Source organism: Burkholderia sp. LFS061, from assembly GCF_047978125.1.
Taxonomy (GTDB): domain Bacteria; phylum Pseudomonadota; class Gammaproteobacteria; order Burkholderiales; family Burkholderiaceae; genus Burkholderia; species Burkholderia pyrrocinia_C.
Window position 1 is genome coordinate 62,851 of sequence record NZ_JBFPFS010000037.1, and the last position, 15,883, is coordinate 78,733.

The 15,883-nt window shown below is 67.9% G+C and carries 14 protein-coding genes, 1 tRNA gene and 1 pseudogene; 9 read left to right on the top strand and 7 right to left on the bottom strand.

Features of this window, described 5'->3' with window-relative positions; genetic code table 11:
- The first annotated feature begins 101 nt into the window (after positions 1-101).
- Positions 102-178: transfer RNA gene (locus tag ACNQQL_RS26815), tRNA-Met, on the top strand.
- Between the two features lie 169 nt (positions 179-347).
- Here the strand turns inward: ACNQQL_RS26815 and ACNQQL_RS26820 are convergent.
- Positions 348-1,322, bottom strand: a complete 975-nt coding sequence (locus ACNQQL_RS26820; protein ID WP_072443417.1) for a LysR family transcriptional regulator — start codon at positions 1,320-1,322, stop codon at positions 348-350.
- 175 nt (positions 1,323-1,497) lie between these two features.
- Positions 1,498-2,469 carry a GlxA family transcriptional regulator gene (locus tag ACNQQL_RS26825; RefSeq protein WP_072443419.1) on the bottom strand — a complete coding sequence of 324 codons (972 nt, stop codon included), beginning with the start codon at positions 2,467-2,469 and terminating at the stop codon, positions 1,498-1,500.
- Positions 2,470-2,586: 117 nt separating this feature from the next.
- On the opposite strand from ACNQQL_RS26825, the gene ACNQQL_RS26830 reads away from it, so the two are divergent.
- Positions 2,587-3,270: a DJ-1/PfpI family protein gene (locus ACNQQL_RS26830; protein ID WP_347066913.1), complete on the top strand. Its 684-nt coding sequence runs from the start codon at positions 2,587-2,589 to the stop codon at positions 3,268-3,270.
- A gap of 59 nt (positions 3,271-3,329) precedes the next feature.
- Positions 3,330-3,641, top strand: coding sequence for a cupin (locus ACNQQL_RS26835; RefSeq protein ID WP_347066915.1), 312 nt, complete (start codon positions 3,330-3,332; stop codon positions 3,639-3,641).
- 36 nt (positions 3,642-3,677) lie between these two features.
- Here the strand turns inward: ACNQQL_RS26835 and ACNQQL_RS26840 are convergent, their stop codons facing one another.
- Together ACNQQL_RS26840 and ACNQQL_RS26845 are read right to left on the bottom strand one after the other, a co-directional pair.
- Positions 3,678-3,962 (bottom strand): PAAR domain-containing protein, encoded by a 285-nt coding sequence (locus tag ACNQQL_RS26840; protein ID WP_034179418.1) that lies wholly within the window; start codon positions 3,960-3,962, stop codon positions 3,678-3,680.
- Positions 3,963-4,195: 233 nt separating this feature from the next.
- Positions 4,196-4,600 carry an MAPEG family protein gene (locus ACNQQL_RS26845; protein WP_072443518.1) on the bottom strand — a complete coding sequence of 135 codons (405 nt, stop codon included), beginning with the start codon at positions 4,598-4,600 and terminating at the stop codon, positions 4,196-4,198.
- 422 nt (positions 4,601-5,022) lie between these two features.
- Between ACNQQL_RS26845 and ACNQQL_RS26850 the strand changes: the two genes are divergently transcribed.
- Positions 5,023-8,130 carry a transglycosylase domain-containing protein gene (locus ACNQQL_RS26850; protein ID WP_347066917.1) on the top strand — a complete coding sequence of 1,036 codons (3,108 nt, stop codon included), beginning with the start codon at positions 5,023-5,025 and terminating at the stop codon, positions 8,128-8,130.
- A 34-nt stretch (positions 8,131-8,164) separates the two neighbouring features.
- Here ACNQQL_RS26850 and ACNQQL_RS26855 read toward each other — a convergent pair whose 3' ends face one another.
- Positions 8,165-8,512: a GFA family protein gene (locus ACNQQL_RS26855; protein ID WP_347066919.1), complete on the bottom strand. Its 348-nt coding sequence runs from the start codon at positions 8,510-8,512 to the stop codon at positions 8,165-8,167.
- A 152-nt stretch (positions 8,513-8,664) separates the two neighbouring features.
- On the opposite strand from ACNQQL_RS26855, the gene ACNQQL_RS26860 reads away from it, so the two are divergent.
- A complete protein-coding gene (locus ACNQQL_RS26860; RefSeq protein WP_347066921.1) occupies positions 8,665-8,913 on the top strand; it encodes a DUF1272 domain-containing protein in 249 nt (82 codons plus the stop codon).
- An 18-nt stretch (positions 8,914-8,931) separates the two neighbouring features.
- On the opposite strand, the gene ACNQQL_RS26865 is transcribed toward ACNQQL_RS26860, so the two are convergent.
- A complete protein-coding gene (locus tag ACNQQL_RS26865; protein ID WP_347066929.1) occupies positions 8,932-9,615 on the bottom strand; it encodes a FadR/GntR family transcriptional regulator in 684 nt (227 codons plus the stop codon).
- Positions 9,616-9,770: 155 nt separating this feature from the next.
- On the opposite strand from ACNQQL_RS26865, the gene dgoD reads away from it, so the two are divergent.
- Entirely contained in the window at positions 9,771-10,919 is a 1,149-nt protein-coding gene (gene dgoD / locus ACNQQL_RS26870) for a galactonate dehydratase (RefSeq protein ID WP_021160175.1), read from the top strand.
- Positions 10,920-11,072: 153 nt separating this feature from the next.
- Here dgoD and ACNQQL_RS26875 read toward each other — a convergent pair whose 3' ends face one another.
- Entirely contained in the window at positions 11,073-12,005 is a 933-nt protein-coding gene (locus ACNQQL_RS26875) for a CopD family protein (protein WP_347066923.1), read from the bottom strand.
- Between the two features lie 378 nt (positions 12,006-12,383).
- On the opposite strand from ACNQQL_RS26875, the gene ACNQQL_RS26880 reads away from it, so the two are divergent.
- The 3 genes and pseudogenes from ACNQQL_RS26880 to ACNQQL_RS26890 all read left to right on the top strand — a co-directional run.
- On the top strand, positions 12,384-13,148 hold the full coding sequence (locus tag ACNQQL_RS26880; protein WP_072443436.1) for a c-type cytochrome: 765 nt from the start codon (positions 12,384-12,386) through the stop codon (positions 13,146-13,148).
- A 19-nt stretch (positions 13,149-13,167) separates the two neighbouring features.
- Positions 13,168-14,460, top strand: a pseudogene (locus ACNQQL_RS26885) (c-type cytochrome); the annotation flags it as partial.
- Positions 14,461-14,533: 73 nt separating this feature from the next.
- A partial coding sequence (locus tag ACNQQL_RS26890) for a DEAD/DEAH box helicase (RefSeq protein WP_347066925.1) occupies positions 14,534-15,883 on the top strand: 1,350 nt, incomplete at its 3' end.

Genomic DNA, 15,883 nt, shown 5'->3' on the forward strand with positions numbered 1-15,883 from the left:
GCCCTGCGACAAGGCCGGTACGGATCATCGGCAACTTTTTTCGGGGAAGATGAAAAAAGGTGTTGACAGCCTGACGGCCGATCTCCATAATTCATTTCTTCGGCGAATTAGCTCAGTCGGTTAGAGCGACGGAATCATAATCCGCAGGTCCGGGGTTCGAGTCCCTGATTCGCCACCAGTTGTAAAAAAGCCGCTGTTCCGCAAGGAACAGCGGCTTTTTCATTTGGCGTCGTCCGATTCGCGATCCTCCCGCGCCGCTCCCGCCGGCATGCGGCATTTCACGTGCCCTGGCACCGACGGCCCCCGCTTTGCGGACACAACGGCCGAAACCGCCGCGTCCCGGCTCGTTACGCCGCCACCGTCCCGCGCCGCTCCTCCGGCAACTGCCCGCGCACCTTCCCGCGCCAGTTCTCCCCACCTTCCAGCGCCGGTGTCGACTCGAACACCTCCGCGATCCAGTCGGCGAACACGCGCACCTTCTGCGACAAATGCCGGTTGTGCGGATAGACGATCGAAATCGGCTTCGGCTTCGGATTGCAGTCCGGCAGCACCTCGACCAGCGATCCGTCGAGCAGGTTCGGCAGCACCATGAACAGCGTCGGCTGGATCATCCCGAACCCTTCGAGCCCGCACGTCACGTAGGCATCCGAATCGTTGACCGTGACCTCCCCGCTCATCCGCACCTCGACCGGCTTGCCGTCGATCATGAACACCCACGGAATCGCACGCGCGCCGTGGCTCGAACGAAAATTCACCGCATGATGTTCGGCGAGATCGGCAATCTCGTGCGGCTCGCCGTGACGCGCGACGTAATCGGGCGATGCACAGGTCACGCGCTTCAGCATCCCGATGCGCCGCGCGACCATCGACGAATCCTCGAGCGGCCCGACCCGGATCATGCAGTCGATGCCCTCCTCGACCGGATCCACGTAGCGGTCGGAAAGCCCCAGCTCGAGCGTGATGTCCGGATAGCGCTGCCGGAAAATCGACAGCGACGGCAGCACGATGCGCCGCCCGAGCGAACTCGGCATATGGACGCGCAGCACGCCGCTCGGCTTGCGGTTGCCGGTCTGGAAGCTCGCGTCGGCTTCCGCGATCTCCGCGATGATCTTCATGCAATGCTCGTAGTACGCGGCACCTTCCGGCGTCAACGACAGCCGGCGCGTCGTCCGGTGCATCAGGCGCACGCCGAGCAGCGCCTCGAGATTCTGGATGATGGTCGTCACCGACGCGCGCGGCATCGCGAGCGTGTCGGCCGCGCGCGTAAAGCTGTTCGCATCGACCACACGGGTAAAAACTTCCATTGCCTGGATTCGGTCCATGCTGCCCCCCCTTCGAATCGCCAACGGGACAGAATAGAGCGCGCGGCGGGCACGGCACAAGCCCCCACCTATTGTTCTCCAGCCCTGAATAGTCTCGGCATTTCGCACTGGAAAATGATCGGTTTTCGTTCAGTTCCACACAACAACCGCTCCGGCCCCGATCGCGCGCCGCGCGTTACCGCACGAACCGCTCCCGATACGCCTGCGGCGACACGCCCAGCACACGCACGAAGCTGCGCCGCAACGTCTCCTCCGAACCGAATCCGCACCGCGCGGCGATCCGCTTGACGGGCCATGTCGTTTCGCCGAGCAGGCGCTGCGCGGCCTCGACGCGGATCTGCTCGACCGCGCGCGCGGGCGTGCGGCCGGTTCCCGCGCGATAGTGGCGCACGAAGCTGCGTTCGCTCATGCGCACGCGCTCGGCCAGCGCGGGCACCGACAGGTCGGCCGCCAGGTGCTCGGCCATCCATGCATGCAATTCGCCGAACCGGTCGTCGGTACGCTGCATCGACAGCATCGCGCTGAACTGCGCCTGTCCGCCCGGACGCTTCAGGAACACGACGAGTTCGCGCGCGGCATCGAGCGCGGTCGCACGACCGAGATCCTCCTCGACCAGCGCGAGCGCGAGATCGATGCCGGCCGTCACGCCGGCCGACGTCCATAGCGCGCCCTCGCGGATGAAGATCGGATCGGCTTCGACGCGCACGTTCGGGTAGCGCGCCGCGAATTCGTCGCAGCGCGCCCAGTGCGTGACCGCACGCCGTCCGTCGAGCAGGCCGGCCTCGGCGAGCAGGAACGCGCCGGTGCAGACCGACGCAACGCGCCGCGCACGCTCCGCCTGCTGCCGCACCCAGCGCACCAGCCGGGCATCCTGCGATGCCGCGTGCACGCCCTTGCCGCCCGCGACGATCACCGTATCGGGACGGCGCGCGGCCGAGCGCAGCGACTCGGCCATCACGACGAGGCCCGACGACGTCTCGACGGGCCCGGCGTCGGCCGCGACGACACGCGGCGCATACGGCGCCGGCTGCCCACGCTCCAGCGCAAGTTCGTTGACGGACGCGAATACCTGCAGCGGCCCCGACACGTCGAGCAATTGTGCGCGGGGAAACGCAAGGACCAGGATCGAGCGCGGGGCGGCAGGCATGGCGATTGGCTGAAAACGTGGGCGATATGGCAATTTCGCCAAACACTACGCGCCTAGAATCGATCTGTCCATCGTGTGCCGGCAACGGCGCGCTCCTCTTCCACCCGGAGTCTTCGCATGACCCTGCATATCGGCCTTCTCGTGTTTCCCGGCGTTCAGCAACTCGATCTCACCGGCCCGCACGACGTGCTCGCGTCGCTGCCCGACGCGGCCGTCCACCTGGTCTGGAAGTCGCGCGACGCCGTCGCGTCGAGCAGCGGCCTCGCGCTCGCGCCGACCTGCACGTTCGACGACTGCCCGCCGCTCGACGTGATCTGCGTGCCGGGCGGCATCGGGATCAACGACCTGCTGCTCGACGCCGAAACGATCGCGTTCGTGCAGCAGCGCGCAGCCACCGCGCGCTACGTGACGTCGGTCTGCACGGGCGCGCTGCTGCTCGGCCTGGCCGGCCTGCTGCGCGGTCGGCGTGCGACGACGCACTGGGCGTTCCACGCGCTGCTCGAACCGCTGGGCGCGGTGCCCGTGCGCGAGCGTGTCGTGCGCGACGGCAACCTGATCACGGGCGGCGGCGTGACGGCCGGTATCGACTTCGCGCTGACGATCGCCGCGGAGTTGGCCGGCGACGAAGAGGCGCAGGCGATCCAGCTTCAGCTCGAATACGCGCCTGCGCCGCCGTTTGACGCCGGCTCGCCCGACACCGCGCCGGCATCGGTCGTGAAGCGCGTCACCGAACGTTCGGCGGCCAGCTTTGCGAAACGCAAGCAGACAATCGAGCAGGCGCTGCGCGCGATGTCGCGCTGAATGCGGATGCCGGGGAATTGACCGGAAGACGACGCGCATTCGCGCCGGAGAACATATCGATGAACATCATCCGCAGCGCGGCATTCACCGCGGACCGCCCTTGGGGCGCGCTCGACATCGCGAACCTGAACGGCATCACGGTCCGCCTGCACTGGACCGACCAGCCGTATCGATGGCATGTGAACGACGGCGAGGAAGTGTTCGCGGTGCTCGACGGTCGCGTCGAGATGCGCTACCGCGTAGCAGGCATCGAGCACGCGACGGTGCTCGAACCCGGCGACGTCTTCCACGCGACGGTCGGCACCGAGCACGTCGCGCATCCGCTCGGCGAAGCGCGCATCCTCGTGATCGAGACGGAAGGCAGCGTCTGACGGCGGGCCGCCGTGCGCCGTGCCGCGCGGCGGGTTTTACCCCGAGATCGTCCCGGTGCCCTGCGACGGGATCAGTTTCGGTTGCGGCGTGCACACGCACTGGCACAGGTCGTGTTCGAGCGCGACGACCTTGCCCATCACGGTCATCGTCCGCTCACCGCCGTCCGACACGATCACGCCCGTCGTCTTGCACGCGGCGCAGAACACGGGCGCGCCGAGATAGGCGAGTTCGCGTCCGTCGAACGACGAATTGGCGATCCCTTCGAGCACCACGCCGCCGTGGTCGGTCGTGTCGCCCTTCAGAATGAATTTGCGGCTCATGATGTCGGTTCTTCCCTCGGAAACGCCGCGCCGCGCGGCGGCGAGGCCGCGCACGGGCAATCGGACACCGCCCGTCGATTGCGGGCGTCCCGCGAGGATATCACCGCTCGCGGCGGCCGCCGTCGGCCGCCCCGTCGAGTCAGTGCCAGACGGGCACCGGCAGACGGCGGTCAGATACACATCGGTGCACTTAGACAGGAGGCAGTCGAGCCCTGCCGCGACCTGGCGATACGTCACGCCGCCGCTCGGACGAACAGCGCGATGCACAGCGCGGCACCGCACAGATACGTGCCGATCGCGCCGATGAAACGCACGGGATTCGGCCTGGCCATCGTCGGCCACGCGAGCAATCCGATCACGAGCAGGCAGCGGCATGCGGTCGCCGCGACGATCAGCGACAGGATCGCGCGCGACGGATCGTGTGCGCCGAAATAGAGAAACAGCACCGCGAGAAACGGCGCGTATTCGGCCGTGTTGCCGTGCGCGCGCACGATCTTGTGCAACCCGTTCGTCGGATCGGGCGCACACCCGGATCCGGTGGTGCACCGGAAGCGCGTGACGGACACGACGAGTCCGAGCCCGAACAGCAGCAGCCCGAGGATGGCCGTGCAAACGAGCGCGACGGGATGGATCGGCATGGGGCTCCCGGCGAAAGCGAAAATGCGCCGCAGATCCGGCGATCCTACGCTCTGCCGGTGTGCACGGCTATCGCGGAAACCCGCAGCGTCGCCATGCGCCGGCCGCGATTTCGCGAACAGGATCCGGCCCGATTTGCCGCGATGCCGCACCGCACGAAACCGGTGCAGCGCCCCCTGCCCGGCCGCCCGGGCCTGCCCGCCGAAACCGTTGTCGCGCGGACGCTTAGGCACGGCACGCGCAAACGTTTCGCCGCGACGGCGTGCGCCGTCGCATCGCAACGCCGGTCGCCGCGCGTCACAGGCACGCGCGTTGCATCGACGCATCTCGGTAGTGAACCGCCCTTGGCAGCCCGCGGTTGAGGACTACACTAATCCTTAATGGGGTGCGGCCAGACAGCCGGTGCCCTCAGGGAGACGCCGCCATGAATCGGCCGCTTAATCGTATCCTGCCGCGCGTGACCGGTCTCGCATCGGTCTGGACGTGGGTCAAATGGTCCTTGCTGGCCGCGCTGCTGATCGCGCTCGCAATCGTCGCGCGGCTCGTGCAGACCGAGATCGAAACGTCCCGGCTGCAGGCGCGCTACCTGTCCGAGCTCACCCGCGATGTCGGCTACACGGTCGAAACGGGCCCGAGCGATCACATCCGCTTCCCCGCGAACGGCCCCTACGACCAGCGCCTCGGCTACGCGATGATTCCGTCGTTCCAGGAGCGGCTGCTCGCGCGCGGTTTCGTCGTCGGCAAGCAGGCGCGCGATTCGCAACGGATGCTGTCGCTCGGCGAGCGCGGGTTGTTCCTCCCTTACGAAGAAAAAGACCAGACGGGCCTGATGCTGTTCGATTCGACCGGCGCGCCGCTGTTCGCGACCGTGTTCCCGCAGCGCGTCTATGCCGACTTCGACACGGTGCCGCGCGTGGTCGTCGATGCGCTGCTGTTCATCGAGGATCGCTACCTGCTCGACGCGAACGAACCGAACCGCAACCCGGCGATCGACTGGGGGCGCTTCAGCCGCGCGCTCGCCGACCAGGCGCTGCACGTCGTCAACCGTCACCAGGCGCGCCCGGGCGGCAGCACGCTCGCGACCCAGATCGAGAAGTTCCGCCATTCGCCCGAAGGCCGCACCGCGACGCCGCCCGAGAAGCTGCGGCAGATCGCGTCGGCGTCGGTCCGCGCGTATCTGAACGGCCCGCAGACGATGCTCGCGCGCCGCACGATCGTCGTGCACTACCTGAACTCGGTGCCGCTCGCCGCGCGGCCGCATATCGGCGAAATCACCGGCATCGGCGACGGTCTCGCCGCCTGGTACGGCCGCGACTTCAACGACGTGAACCGGATCCTGTCCGCGCCGACGACCGGCGACAACGTCGACGAACAGGGCAAGACGTTCCGCGAGGTGCTGTCGCTGATCATCGCGCAGCGCGCGCCGTCGTACTTCCTCAACCGAGGCTATCCGGCGCTGCAGCGGCTGACCGACAGCTACCTGCGGCTGCTGTCGAACGGCGGCGTGATCTCGCCTGCATTGCGCGATGCCGCGCTGTCCGCGCAGATCGAACGCAGCGCGCCGCCTGCCGCCGCGCAGGTGCAGTCGTTCGTGTCGCGCAAGGCCGTGTCGTCCGCGCGTGCGTCGCTGCTGTCGGCACTCGGCATCAGCGACGTGTACCAGCTCGACCTGCTCGACCTGGAGGCGACCAGCACGCTCGACAACGGCGTGCAGCGAGCCGTCGCCGAGCGGCTCGCGAAGGCATCGACGCGTGACGGCGCGCAGGCCGCCGGCCTCTATGGCTACGAGATGCTCGCGCCGAAGGACGACCCGTCGCATCTCACGTACAGCTTCACGCTGTACGAACGCCGCAACGGCGCGAACATGCTGCGCGTGCAGACCGACAGCGTGAACGAGCCGTTCGACGTGAATCGCGGCGGCCGCATCAACCTCGGCTCGACCGCGAAACTGCGCACGCTGATCACGTACCTGCAGATCGTTTCCGACCTGCACGCGCGCTATGCGAACCTGTCGAACGCGCAGCTTGCGCGTGTGAAACCCGACCCGGTCGACGGGCTGTCGCGCTGGGCGCTCGACTATCTGTCGCATACGAGCGACCGCTCGCTGCAGGCAATGCTCGACGCGGCCGTCGAACGCAAGTATTCGGCGAGCCCCGACGTGTTCTACACGGGCGGCGGCGCGCAGGTGTTCTCGAACTTCGAGAAGTCGGACAACGGCCGCATCCTGACGCTGCACACTGCGTTCGAGCATTCGGTCAACCTCGTGTTCGTGCGGCTGATGCGCGACATCGTCCACTACGAGACGCTGCAGGCGGCCGGCCCGTCGTCGTCGTGGCTCGGCGATCCCGAACAGCGCCGGCATTACCTGCAGCAGTTCGTCGACGGCGAAAGCCAGGTCTACGTGAAGCGCTACTACACGCGCTATGCGGGCAAGGCACCCGACGACGCACTCGCGCTGATGCTGAAGGACGTGCGCAAGTCGCCGCCGAAGATCGCGACGGTGCTGCGCAGCGTCGCGCCGAACGAATCGCTCGCGTGGTTCGATGCGCAGATGCGCGCGCAACTGAAGGGCACGCCGGCCGCGACGCTGTCCGACGACGATCTCGCCGCGCTCTACGCGAAATACGCGATCGACCGGTTCAACCTCAACGATCGCGGCTATATCGCGAGCGTGCACCCGCTCGCGCTGTGGACGCTCAACTACCTGCGCGCGCACCCGAGCGCGCCGCTCGGCGAGGTCCAGCGCGAGAGCCGCGATGCGCGTTTCTACACGTATTCGTGGCTGTACAAGACGCGCTACCACGCGACCCAGGACCGCCGCATCCGCCGCATGGTCGAGTTGCGCGCGTACGCGGAGATCACGAAGTCGTGGCGCGCGCTCGGCTACCCGTTCGCGGAAGTCACGCCGTCGTACGCGGCCGCGATCGGCGCATCGGGCGACCAGCCCGACGCGCTCGCGAAACTGATCGGCCTGATCGCGAACGGCGGCCAGAAAGCGCCGACCGAGACGATCACGCGGCTCGACTTCGCGAAGGGCACGCCGTACGAGACGCGCTTCGTGCGCGCGGCCGCGCAGCCGCAGCCGATGCTGTCGCCGGAAATCGTCAACGTGGCGCACACGCTGCTGCGCGACGTCGTGCTCAGCGGCACCGCGCGCCGCCTCGCGGGCGGCTTCACGCTGCCCGACGGCAAGACGCTCGAGGTATACGGCAAGACGGGGACGGGCGACCAGCGCTTCAACGTCTACGCACGCGGCGCGCGGCTGATCGAATCGCGCAAGGTGAACCGCAGCGGCACGTTCGTGTTCGTGATCGGCGACCGGTTCTTCGGGGTCCTGACGGCAACCGCGCACGAACCGTACGCGGCGCGCTACGACTTCACGAGCGCGATGGCCGTACAGTTGCTGAAATCGATGGCGCCGGCGCTCGCGCCGCTGATCGAACGTCCGGCCGCCACCGGCACGCACGCCGCGGAGCCCGCGCCGCAGGCGGAAATGCCCGCGCCGGGCGCCGCGTCGGCGCAACCTTCCTGACCGCGGCACGTACGTTCACGCGATGGCACGCCGCTCAGTGCGAGCGGCCGTCGTAGTGCGTGACGGGCAGCGCGTCGAGGTCGATATCCTCGAGGCAGCGCACGTTGATCGCGGCCATCGCGGTGCCGTTCGGATGAACGCCCTCGGCGAACGGATGCATCCCGCAGCGCTTGCAGAAACGATGCCTGATCACGTGCTTGTTGAACAGGTAGGTCGCGAAATTCTCGTCGGGCGTGAGGAGCTTCATGTGGTCGCGCGGCACGAACCACATCAGCGCGCCCTTGCGCTGGCAGATCGAGCAGTTGCACGCCATCACGCCCTGCAGGTCGCCTTCCACTTCGAACTTCACGTCTCCACAGTGACAGCTTCCGCGATAAAGCATGGTCGTCTCCCGGTGCGGCCGGTGCGCGTCGGCGGCGCCCGGACGGACGCCGTTGGCCAGGCCGATTCAAGCGGGTACAGTAGCGCGCACATGCGCCGCGCGCAATGTCCGGCGGCGCCCCTCCTGACCCTCCCCAACCAAGGAAAACCATCATGCTCGAACTGTGCCCCGGCTGCGAATGCTGCGACAAGGACCTGCCGCCCGATTCGGCGGATGCGCGCATCTGCACGTTTGAGTGCACGTTCTGCGCGACCTGCGCCGACGACGTGCTGAAAGGCCGCTGCCCGAACTGCGGCGGCGACCTGGTCGTGCGCCCGCGGCGTCCGGCAAGCCTGCTCGCGAAGTATCCTGCATCGACGGAGCGCATCCACAAGCCGGGCGGCTGCGCAAACGCCGCCTGACGGCGCCGCCCCGTTCCGTCACGACATTTCGATCCGCGCGCGCGTCACCGCGAGCAGCGCCGCCATCGCGCGGCGCGCGCCGTCCTCGTCGCGCACGCGGATCGCGTCGCCGACGGCCGTATGCTCGGCGAGCGACGCGTTGTACACGTCCGCGCGGCGCGCATTCAGATGCAGTTGCGCCTCGAGCGTGCGATCGATCAGCGCGCCGAGCGGCACCAGCAGTTCGTTGCCGCCCGCCGCGAGCACACTCAGGTGAAAGCGCAGGTCGGCGCGCACCCATTCGTCTACGTTGCGTGCATCGGCCATCGCGCGCGCCGCGTCGTCGATCGCGTCGAAGGCTTCCGGCGTATGCGCGCGCGCAGCGAGCGCGGCCGCGTATGGCTCGATCATCTCGCGCATCTCCTGCAGCTTCAGCGCGAACGCAAGCGGCGGCGCGACGCGCGCGTACCAGTCGAGCAGGTCGGCGTCGAGCAGGTTCCATGCGTGGCGCGGCCGCACGCGCGTGCCGACCTTCGGCCGCGATTCGACCAGCCCCTTCGACGTCAGCGTGCGCAGCGCCTCGCGCATCACCGTGCGGCTCACGCCGTACATCTCCATCAGGTCGGGCTCCCTCGGCAGCAGCGATTCGGGCGGATAGTCGCCGCGCAGGATCGCCGTCGCAAGCCGGAAAGCCGTCTGTCCATGCAGGTCGTGTTGAATGATCGTTCTCCGTTGGGCCGGCGTGCAGGCTGCCCACTATCTGCACAATAATGCTATTAATACTATTTTTTATCCGGCTACGCTAGGATAATCGTGAAAGCACGCGACCGTGCGCCGCGCCCGAGCGCCCGCACCGGCCAACCATGGAGACTCGCATCGTGAAAATCACCCGCCTCGAAACTTTCGTCGTCCCGCCGCGCTGGCTGTTCCTCAAGATCGAAACCGACGAGGGCATCGTCGGCTGGGGCGAGCCGGTCGTCGAAGGCCGCGCGCACACGGTCGAGGCCGCGGTGCAGGAGCTGGCCGACTACCTCGTCGGCCGCGACCCGCTGCTGATCGAGGATCACTGGCAGGTGATGTACCGCGCGGGCTTCTACCGCGGCGGCCCGATCATGATGAGCGCGATCGCGGGCGTCGATCAGGCGCTGTGGGACATCAAGGGAAAGCATCACGGCGTGCCGGTGCACGCGCTGCTGGGCGGCCAGGTGCGCGACCGCATCAAGGTGTATTCGTGGATCGGCGGCGACCGGCCGAGCGACGTCGCGAACAATGCGCGCGCGGTCGTCGAGCGCGGCTTCAAGGCCGTGAAGATGAACGGCTCCGAGGAACTGCAGATCGTCGACACCTACGACAAGGTCGAGCAGGTGATCGCAAACGTCGCGGCGGTGCGCGACGCGGTCGGCCCGCACGTCGGGATCGGGGTCGACTTCCACGGCCGCGTGCACAAGCCGATGGCGAAGGTGCTCGCGAAGGAGCTCGACCCGTACAAGCTGATGTTCATCGAGGAGCCGGTGCTGTCGGAGAACGCCGAGGCGCTGCGCGACATCGTCAACCAGACCAACACGCCGATCGCGCTCGGCGAACGGCTGTACTCGCGCTGGGACTTCAAGCACATCCTCGCGGGCGGTTACGTGGACATCATCCAGCCCGACGCGTCGCACGCGGGCGGCATCACCGAGTGCCGCAAGATCGCGACGCTCGCGGAGAGCTACGACGTCGCGCTCGCGCTGCACTGCCCGCTCGGCCCGATCGCGCTCGCCGCATGCCTGCAACTCGATGCGGTCAGCTACAACGCATTCATCCAGGAACAAAGCCTCGGCATCCACTACAACCAGGGCAACGACCTGCTCGACTACCTGCGCAATCCCGAGGTGTTCCGCTACGAGGACGGCTTCGTCGCGATCCCGCAGGGCCCGGGGCTCGGCATCGACGTCAACGAGGAGAAGGTGCGCGAGATGGCGAAGACGGGCCACCGCTGGCGCAACCCGGTGTGGCGCCACGCGGACGGCAGCGTCGCCGAGTGGTGAGCGCGGTGCGCAGCGCGCGGCTGCGGCCCGCGCGGTACGCAGCGACTTCGGAACGGCCGCCCGACAGGCGCCGTTTTTGCATGCGCGGCGCGACGAACGGCACGTGCCGCGCACGCGCCGGCGACCTTGCTTCGCGCCATGCGGAACCTGCCGTCAGCCGAGCGCCGCGAACCCCGGCACGCTGAACGACAGCACGGCGGCCGCGACGAACACGCCGATCATCGTCATCCCTTCGAGATGCAGGATGTTGCGGAACGTGTGCGCATCCTCGGTCGACGCGGTGCGGCGCAGCCGCGGCAGCGCCGAGAAGCGGTTCAGGCCGCCGAGCACGAGCGCGAGCGCGACGAGCAGCAGCTTCAGCAGCAACACGCGCCCCCACGTGCTGCCGTCGAGCGGCGCGAGCGATCCGCCGAGCCCGCGCAGCGCATTGAGCACGCCCGTCGCGAGCAAGAATACGACCGCGATGATCGACGTACGCGACAGTTGCTGGCCGATGCGGATCAGCGCGCCGCGTGCGACCGACGAACCGAGCGCCGGCAGCACCGCGAGCCCGCCCGCGAGCACGAGGCCGCCCCACACGGCCGTCGCGAGCAGGTGCAGCGTCTGCACGCCGACCGCCGCGGACAACGCGCCCGTATCGGCCGCATGGCCGAGCGATGCCTTGCCGGCCGCGACCACGATCACCGCGAGCCACAGCACCGCGTGCGCGCCCGGGCCCTCCGGCTTCGCCAGCGCGACGATCGCGAGCACCACCGCGCCGGCGAACGCGACGCTCCACGCGAAGCCCGCGTGCGTCTGCATCAGCACGACGGGAATCGCGGCGAACGCGCCGCCGAGCCCCGCGCCGCTCATCGTCGCGGCCTCGTAGACCAGCCAGCCGAGATCCGCGAGCACGAGCGCCAGCGCCGCCGCGACCAGAGAATGTTGTGCGCGCAACCACGCGGGATGCGAAGGCGAGACGACCGGCCGCGCGCCGTCCTTGCCGAGCCACGCCTTGAGCAGCGCCGAGCCGACCGCCATCGCGAACGCGGCGTCCATCAGCGCCGCGAGCGCGACCTGCCCGATCCACAAGCTGTCGAACTTCATTGCGCGCACCCTCCCGGAAACGGCCGGCCGGCGGCGCGGCGGCAACGGGACAGACAACGGGAACGAGGCAACGGCACGGTAGAAAACGTCATCGATGAATCCGGAAACGGGAGAAATGACTGGACCTGCGGCGGAGGCGGCGCCGCGCGACCCGCGAGTGTACGGTCTTCGATGGCGAAAGCGCACGCCGGTTCACTTCGCCGCTGTGCAATACGCGTCAAATTGTCGCAAGTCGTAAACAGACAGGAACCGCTGTCCTTTTGCCAAATAGCCGTCATTACCCATCGATGATAGAATGCCGCGTCGCAGCAGCCCGGCTGTCCTGCCGTCCATGCGCCGAGCCGATCGTAGCCCGGACAAGGTCCCCGACGAATAATCATGGAGTCTCGTGTGTCTTCAAGACGCCTCTTCCGTCCGCTGCTCGCCGTTCTGTTGATCGGCGGAGCGGGCCTTATGAGCGCTGCCCAAGCGCAGACCAAGCCCACGGAGCAAGCGCACGCCCAGCAGGCGCCGCTCAAGGCACCCGATACGATGGCCGAGCGCGTGCGCGGCTGTACCGCATGCCATGGCGTCCACGGCCAGGGCACGGACAACGACTACTTCCCGCGTCTTGCCGGCAAGCCGGCCGAGTACCTGTACAACCAGCTCGTCAACTTCCGTGACGGCCGGCGCAAGTACCCGCCGATGAACTATCTGCTGACGTACCTGAACGACGACTACCTGCGCGAAATCGCCGAGCACTTCTCGGCCGAACGTCCGCCGTACCCGACGCCGGCGAAGCCGACGCTGCCGGCCGCGACGCTCGCGCGCGGCAAGCAGCTCGTCACGCAGGGCGACCCGTCCCGCAAGCTGCCGGCCTGCGTGGCCTGCCACGGCGCAGGGCTGACCGGCATGCAGCCGGCGATCCCCGGCCTCGTCGGCCTGCACGCCGATTACCTGAGCGCACAGCTCGGCGCATGGCGCTCGGGCAACCGCCACGCAAAGGCACCGGACTGCATGCACGACATCGCAGCGAAGCTTTCCGACGAAGACGTGACGGCCGTGACCGCATGGCTCGCCGCGCAACCGGCGCCCGCCAACCCCGTGCCGGCCCCGGCGCGCTCGATGAAGACTCCGCTCGCCTGCGGCAGCGAACCGCAATAAGGCAAGGGAGACAGACATAATGAAACGCAAGTCCCTGTTTGCACTCTCGGCTGTCGCGATCGTCGCGGCTGCCGCCCTCGTGCCGGTCCTGTGGCCGGGCAACGACACGCTGCACGGCGCTGCCGCCGTCGCGGCCACGCCGGCCGACCAGGCCGCGCTGATCAAGAAGGGCGAATACCTCGCGCGCGTCGGCGACTGTATCGCGTGCCACACCGTGCGCGGCGGCAAGTCGTTCGCGGGCGGCCTGCCGATGGCGACGCCGTTCGGCACGATGTACACGCCGAACATCACGCCGGACGACAAGGACGGCATCGGCAAGTGGACGTCGGACGACTTCTACCGCGCGATGCACACGGGTCGCTCAAAGGACGGCAGCCTGCTCTACCCGGGCTTCCCGTTCGCGAGCTACACGAAGGTCACGCGCTCGGATTCGGACGCGATCTACGCGTACCTGCGTTCGGTCCCGCCGGTGTCGGTGCCGAGCCGTCCGCACGAACTGAAGTTCCCGTTCAACAACCGCAACCTGCTGATCGGCTGGCGCACGCTGTTCTTCAAGGAAGGCGAGTACAAGCCGGATCCGACGAAGTCGGTCGAATGGAACCGCGGCGCTTACCTCGTCGAAGGCCTCGGCCACTGCTCGATGTGCCACACGTCGATCAACATGATGGGCGGCCCGGTGAGCTCGTCGGCGTTCGCAGGCGGCCTGATCCCGCTGCAGAACTGGTATGCGCCGTCGCTGACGAACGACAAGGAACTCGGCCTCGGCGACTGGCACGTGCAGGAGCTGTCCGACCTGCTGCAGGCCGGCGTGTCGCAGAAGGGTGCGGTGTTCGGCCCGATGGCGGACGTGGTCCACAACAGCCTGCAGTACATGACCGACGAAGATACGCGCGCGATGTCGACGTACCTGAAGTCGATCCCGCAGAAGGCTGAAGCGCCGAAGAACATGCAGTACGAGCCGTCGAAGCAGTTCGGCAATGCGCTGTTCGACCAGGGCAAGAAGATCTACGCCGACAACTGCGCGACCTGCCACGCCGAAACCGGCGCGGGCAAGCCGCCGGCATATCCGCCGCTCGCGGGCAACCACTCGATCATGATGGAATCGGCGGTCAACCCGATCCGCATGGTGCTGAACGGTGGCTATCCGCCGAGCACGTTCAAGAATCCGCGTCCGTACGGCATGCCGCCGTTCGCGCAGTCGCTGTCGAACCAGGAAGTCGCAGCCGTTGTAACGTATATCCGGATGTCGTGGGGCAACAACGGTACGCCGATCTCGCCGCAACAGGTGAGCGACCTGCGTTCCGCGCCCCTTTGCTTTTTGCGACGCCAGTCCCCGCGCGGGCCGCGCGAGGTGTCGCCGATCATAAAACTCAAGAGTGGTATCTATGTCTTTCGAATCTCTCGGCCTGGCCGAACCGCTTGTCAAGGCGGTCAACGAGCTCGGCTACACGTCGCCGACTCCGATCCAGCAGCAGGCGATCCCTGCTGTCCTCGGCGGCGGCGACCTGCTCGCCGGCGCACAAACGGGCACCGGCAAGACCGCCGGCTTCACGCTGCCGATCCTGCAGCGCCTGCACACGTTCTACGCCGAGCATCGCGGCGCGAAGCGCGCGGTGCGCGCGCTGATCCTCACGCCGACGCGCGAACTCGCCGCGCAGGTCGAGGAAAGCGTCCGTGCCTACAGCAAGTACCTGAAGCTGCGCTCGACCGTGATGTTCGGCGGCGTCAGCATCAATCCGCAGATCGATGCGCTCAAGCGCGGCGTCGACATCGTCGTCGCGACGCCGGGGCGCCTGCTCGACCACATGCAGCAGAAGACGATCGACCTGTCGGATCTCGACATCCTCGTGCTCGACGAAGCCGACCGGATGCTCGACATGGGCTTCATCCACGACATCAAGCGCGTGCTCGCGAAGCTGCCGCCGCAGCGCCAGAACCTGCTGTTCTCGGCGACCTTCTCCGACGAGATCAAGGCGCTTGCCGACAGCCTGCTCGACTCGCCCGCGCTGATCGAGGTCGCGCGCCGCAACACGACCGCCGAGAGCGTCGCGCAGAAGATCCACCCGGTCGACCGCGACCGCAAGCGCGAGCTGCTCACGCACCTGATCCGCGAACACAACTGGTTCCAGGTGCTCGTGTTCACGCGCACCAAGCACGGCGCGAACCGGCTCGCCGAACAGTTGACGAAGGACGGCATCAGCGCGATGGCGATCCACGGCAACAAGAGCCAATCGGCCCGCACGCGCGCGCTTGCCGAGTTCAAGAACAGCACGCTGCAGGTGCTCGTCGCGACCGATATCGCCGCGCGCGGGATCGACATCGACCAGTTGCCGCACGTCGTCAACTTCGACCTGCCGAACGTGCCCGAGGATTACGTGCACCGGATCGGCCGCACGGGCCGCGCGGGCGCGACCGGTGAAGCCGTGTCGCTCGTGTGCGTCGACGAGAAGCTGCTGCTGCGCGACATCGAGCGGCTGATCAAGCGCGAGATTCCGCAGGAAGTGATCGCGGGCTTCGAACCCGATCCGAACGCGAAGCCGGAGCCGATCCAGCAGCGCCGTGGGCAGCAGCAACCTCGCGGCGGTGGTGGCGGCGGCGGCGGCAATCGCCAGCCGCGCGCAGGCGGCTCAGGCCAGCCGGCCGCGAAGCGCGACGGCAACGCGCAACCGAAGGCATCGCAGCAGAAGGCCGCGAAGCCGCGCACGCAAGGCGGCGCCGGCGGCAGCGGCGGACGC

Coding starts and splice junctions, on each gene's coding strand:
- ACNQQL_RS26855 (WP_347066919.1), bottom strand. CDS start 8,512: ATGCTTTATCGCGGAAGCTGTCACTGTGGAGACGTGAAGTTCGAAGTG.
- ACNQQL_RS26820 (WP_072443417.1), bottom strand. CDS start 1,322: ATGGACCGAATCCAGGCAATGGAAGTTTTTACCCGTGTGGTCGATGCG.
- ACNQQL_RS26850 (WP_347066917.1), top strand. CDS start 5,023: ATGAATCGGCCGCTTAATCGTATCCTGCCGCGCGTGACCGGTCTCGCA.
- ACNQQL_RS26840 (WP_034179418.1), bottom strand. CDS start 3,962: ATGAGCCGCAAATTCATTCTGAAGGGCGACACGACCGACCACGGCGGC.
- ACNQQL_RS26875 (WP_347066923.1), bottom strand. CDS start 12,005: ATGAAGTTCGACAGCTTGTGGATCGGGCAGGTCGCGCTCGCGGCGCTG.
- ACNQQL_RS26835 (WP_347066915.1), top strand. CDS start 3,330: ATGAACATCATCCGCAGCGCGGCATTCACCGCGGACCGCCCTTGGGGC.
- ACNQQL_RS26845 (WP_072443518.1), bottom strand. CDS start 4,600: ATGCCGATCCATCCCGTCGCGCTCGTTTGCACGGCCATCCTCGGGCTG.
- ACNQQL_RS26860 (WP_347066921.1), top strand. CDS start 8,665: ATGCTCGAACTGTGCCCCGGCTGCGAATGCTGCGACAAGGACCTGCCG.
- ACNQQL_RS26830 (WP_347066913.1), top strand. CDS start 2,587: ATGACCCTGCATATCGGCCTTCTCGTGTTTCCCGGCGTTCAGCAACTC.
- ACNQQL_RS26880 (WP_072443436.1), top strand. CDS start 12,384: ATGGAGTCTCGTGTGTCTTCAAGACGCCTCTTCCGTCCGCTGCTCGCC.
- ACNQQL_RS26825 (WP_072443419.1), bottom strand. CDS start 2,469: ATGCCTGCCGCCCCGCGCTCGATCCTGGTCCTTGCGTTTCCCCGCGCA.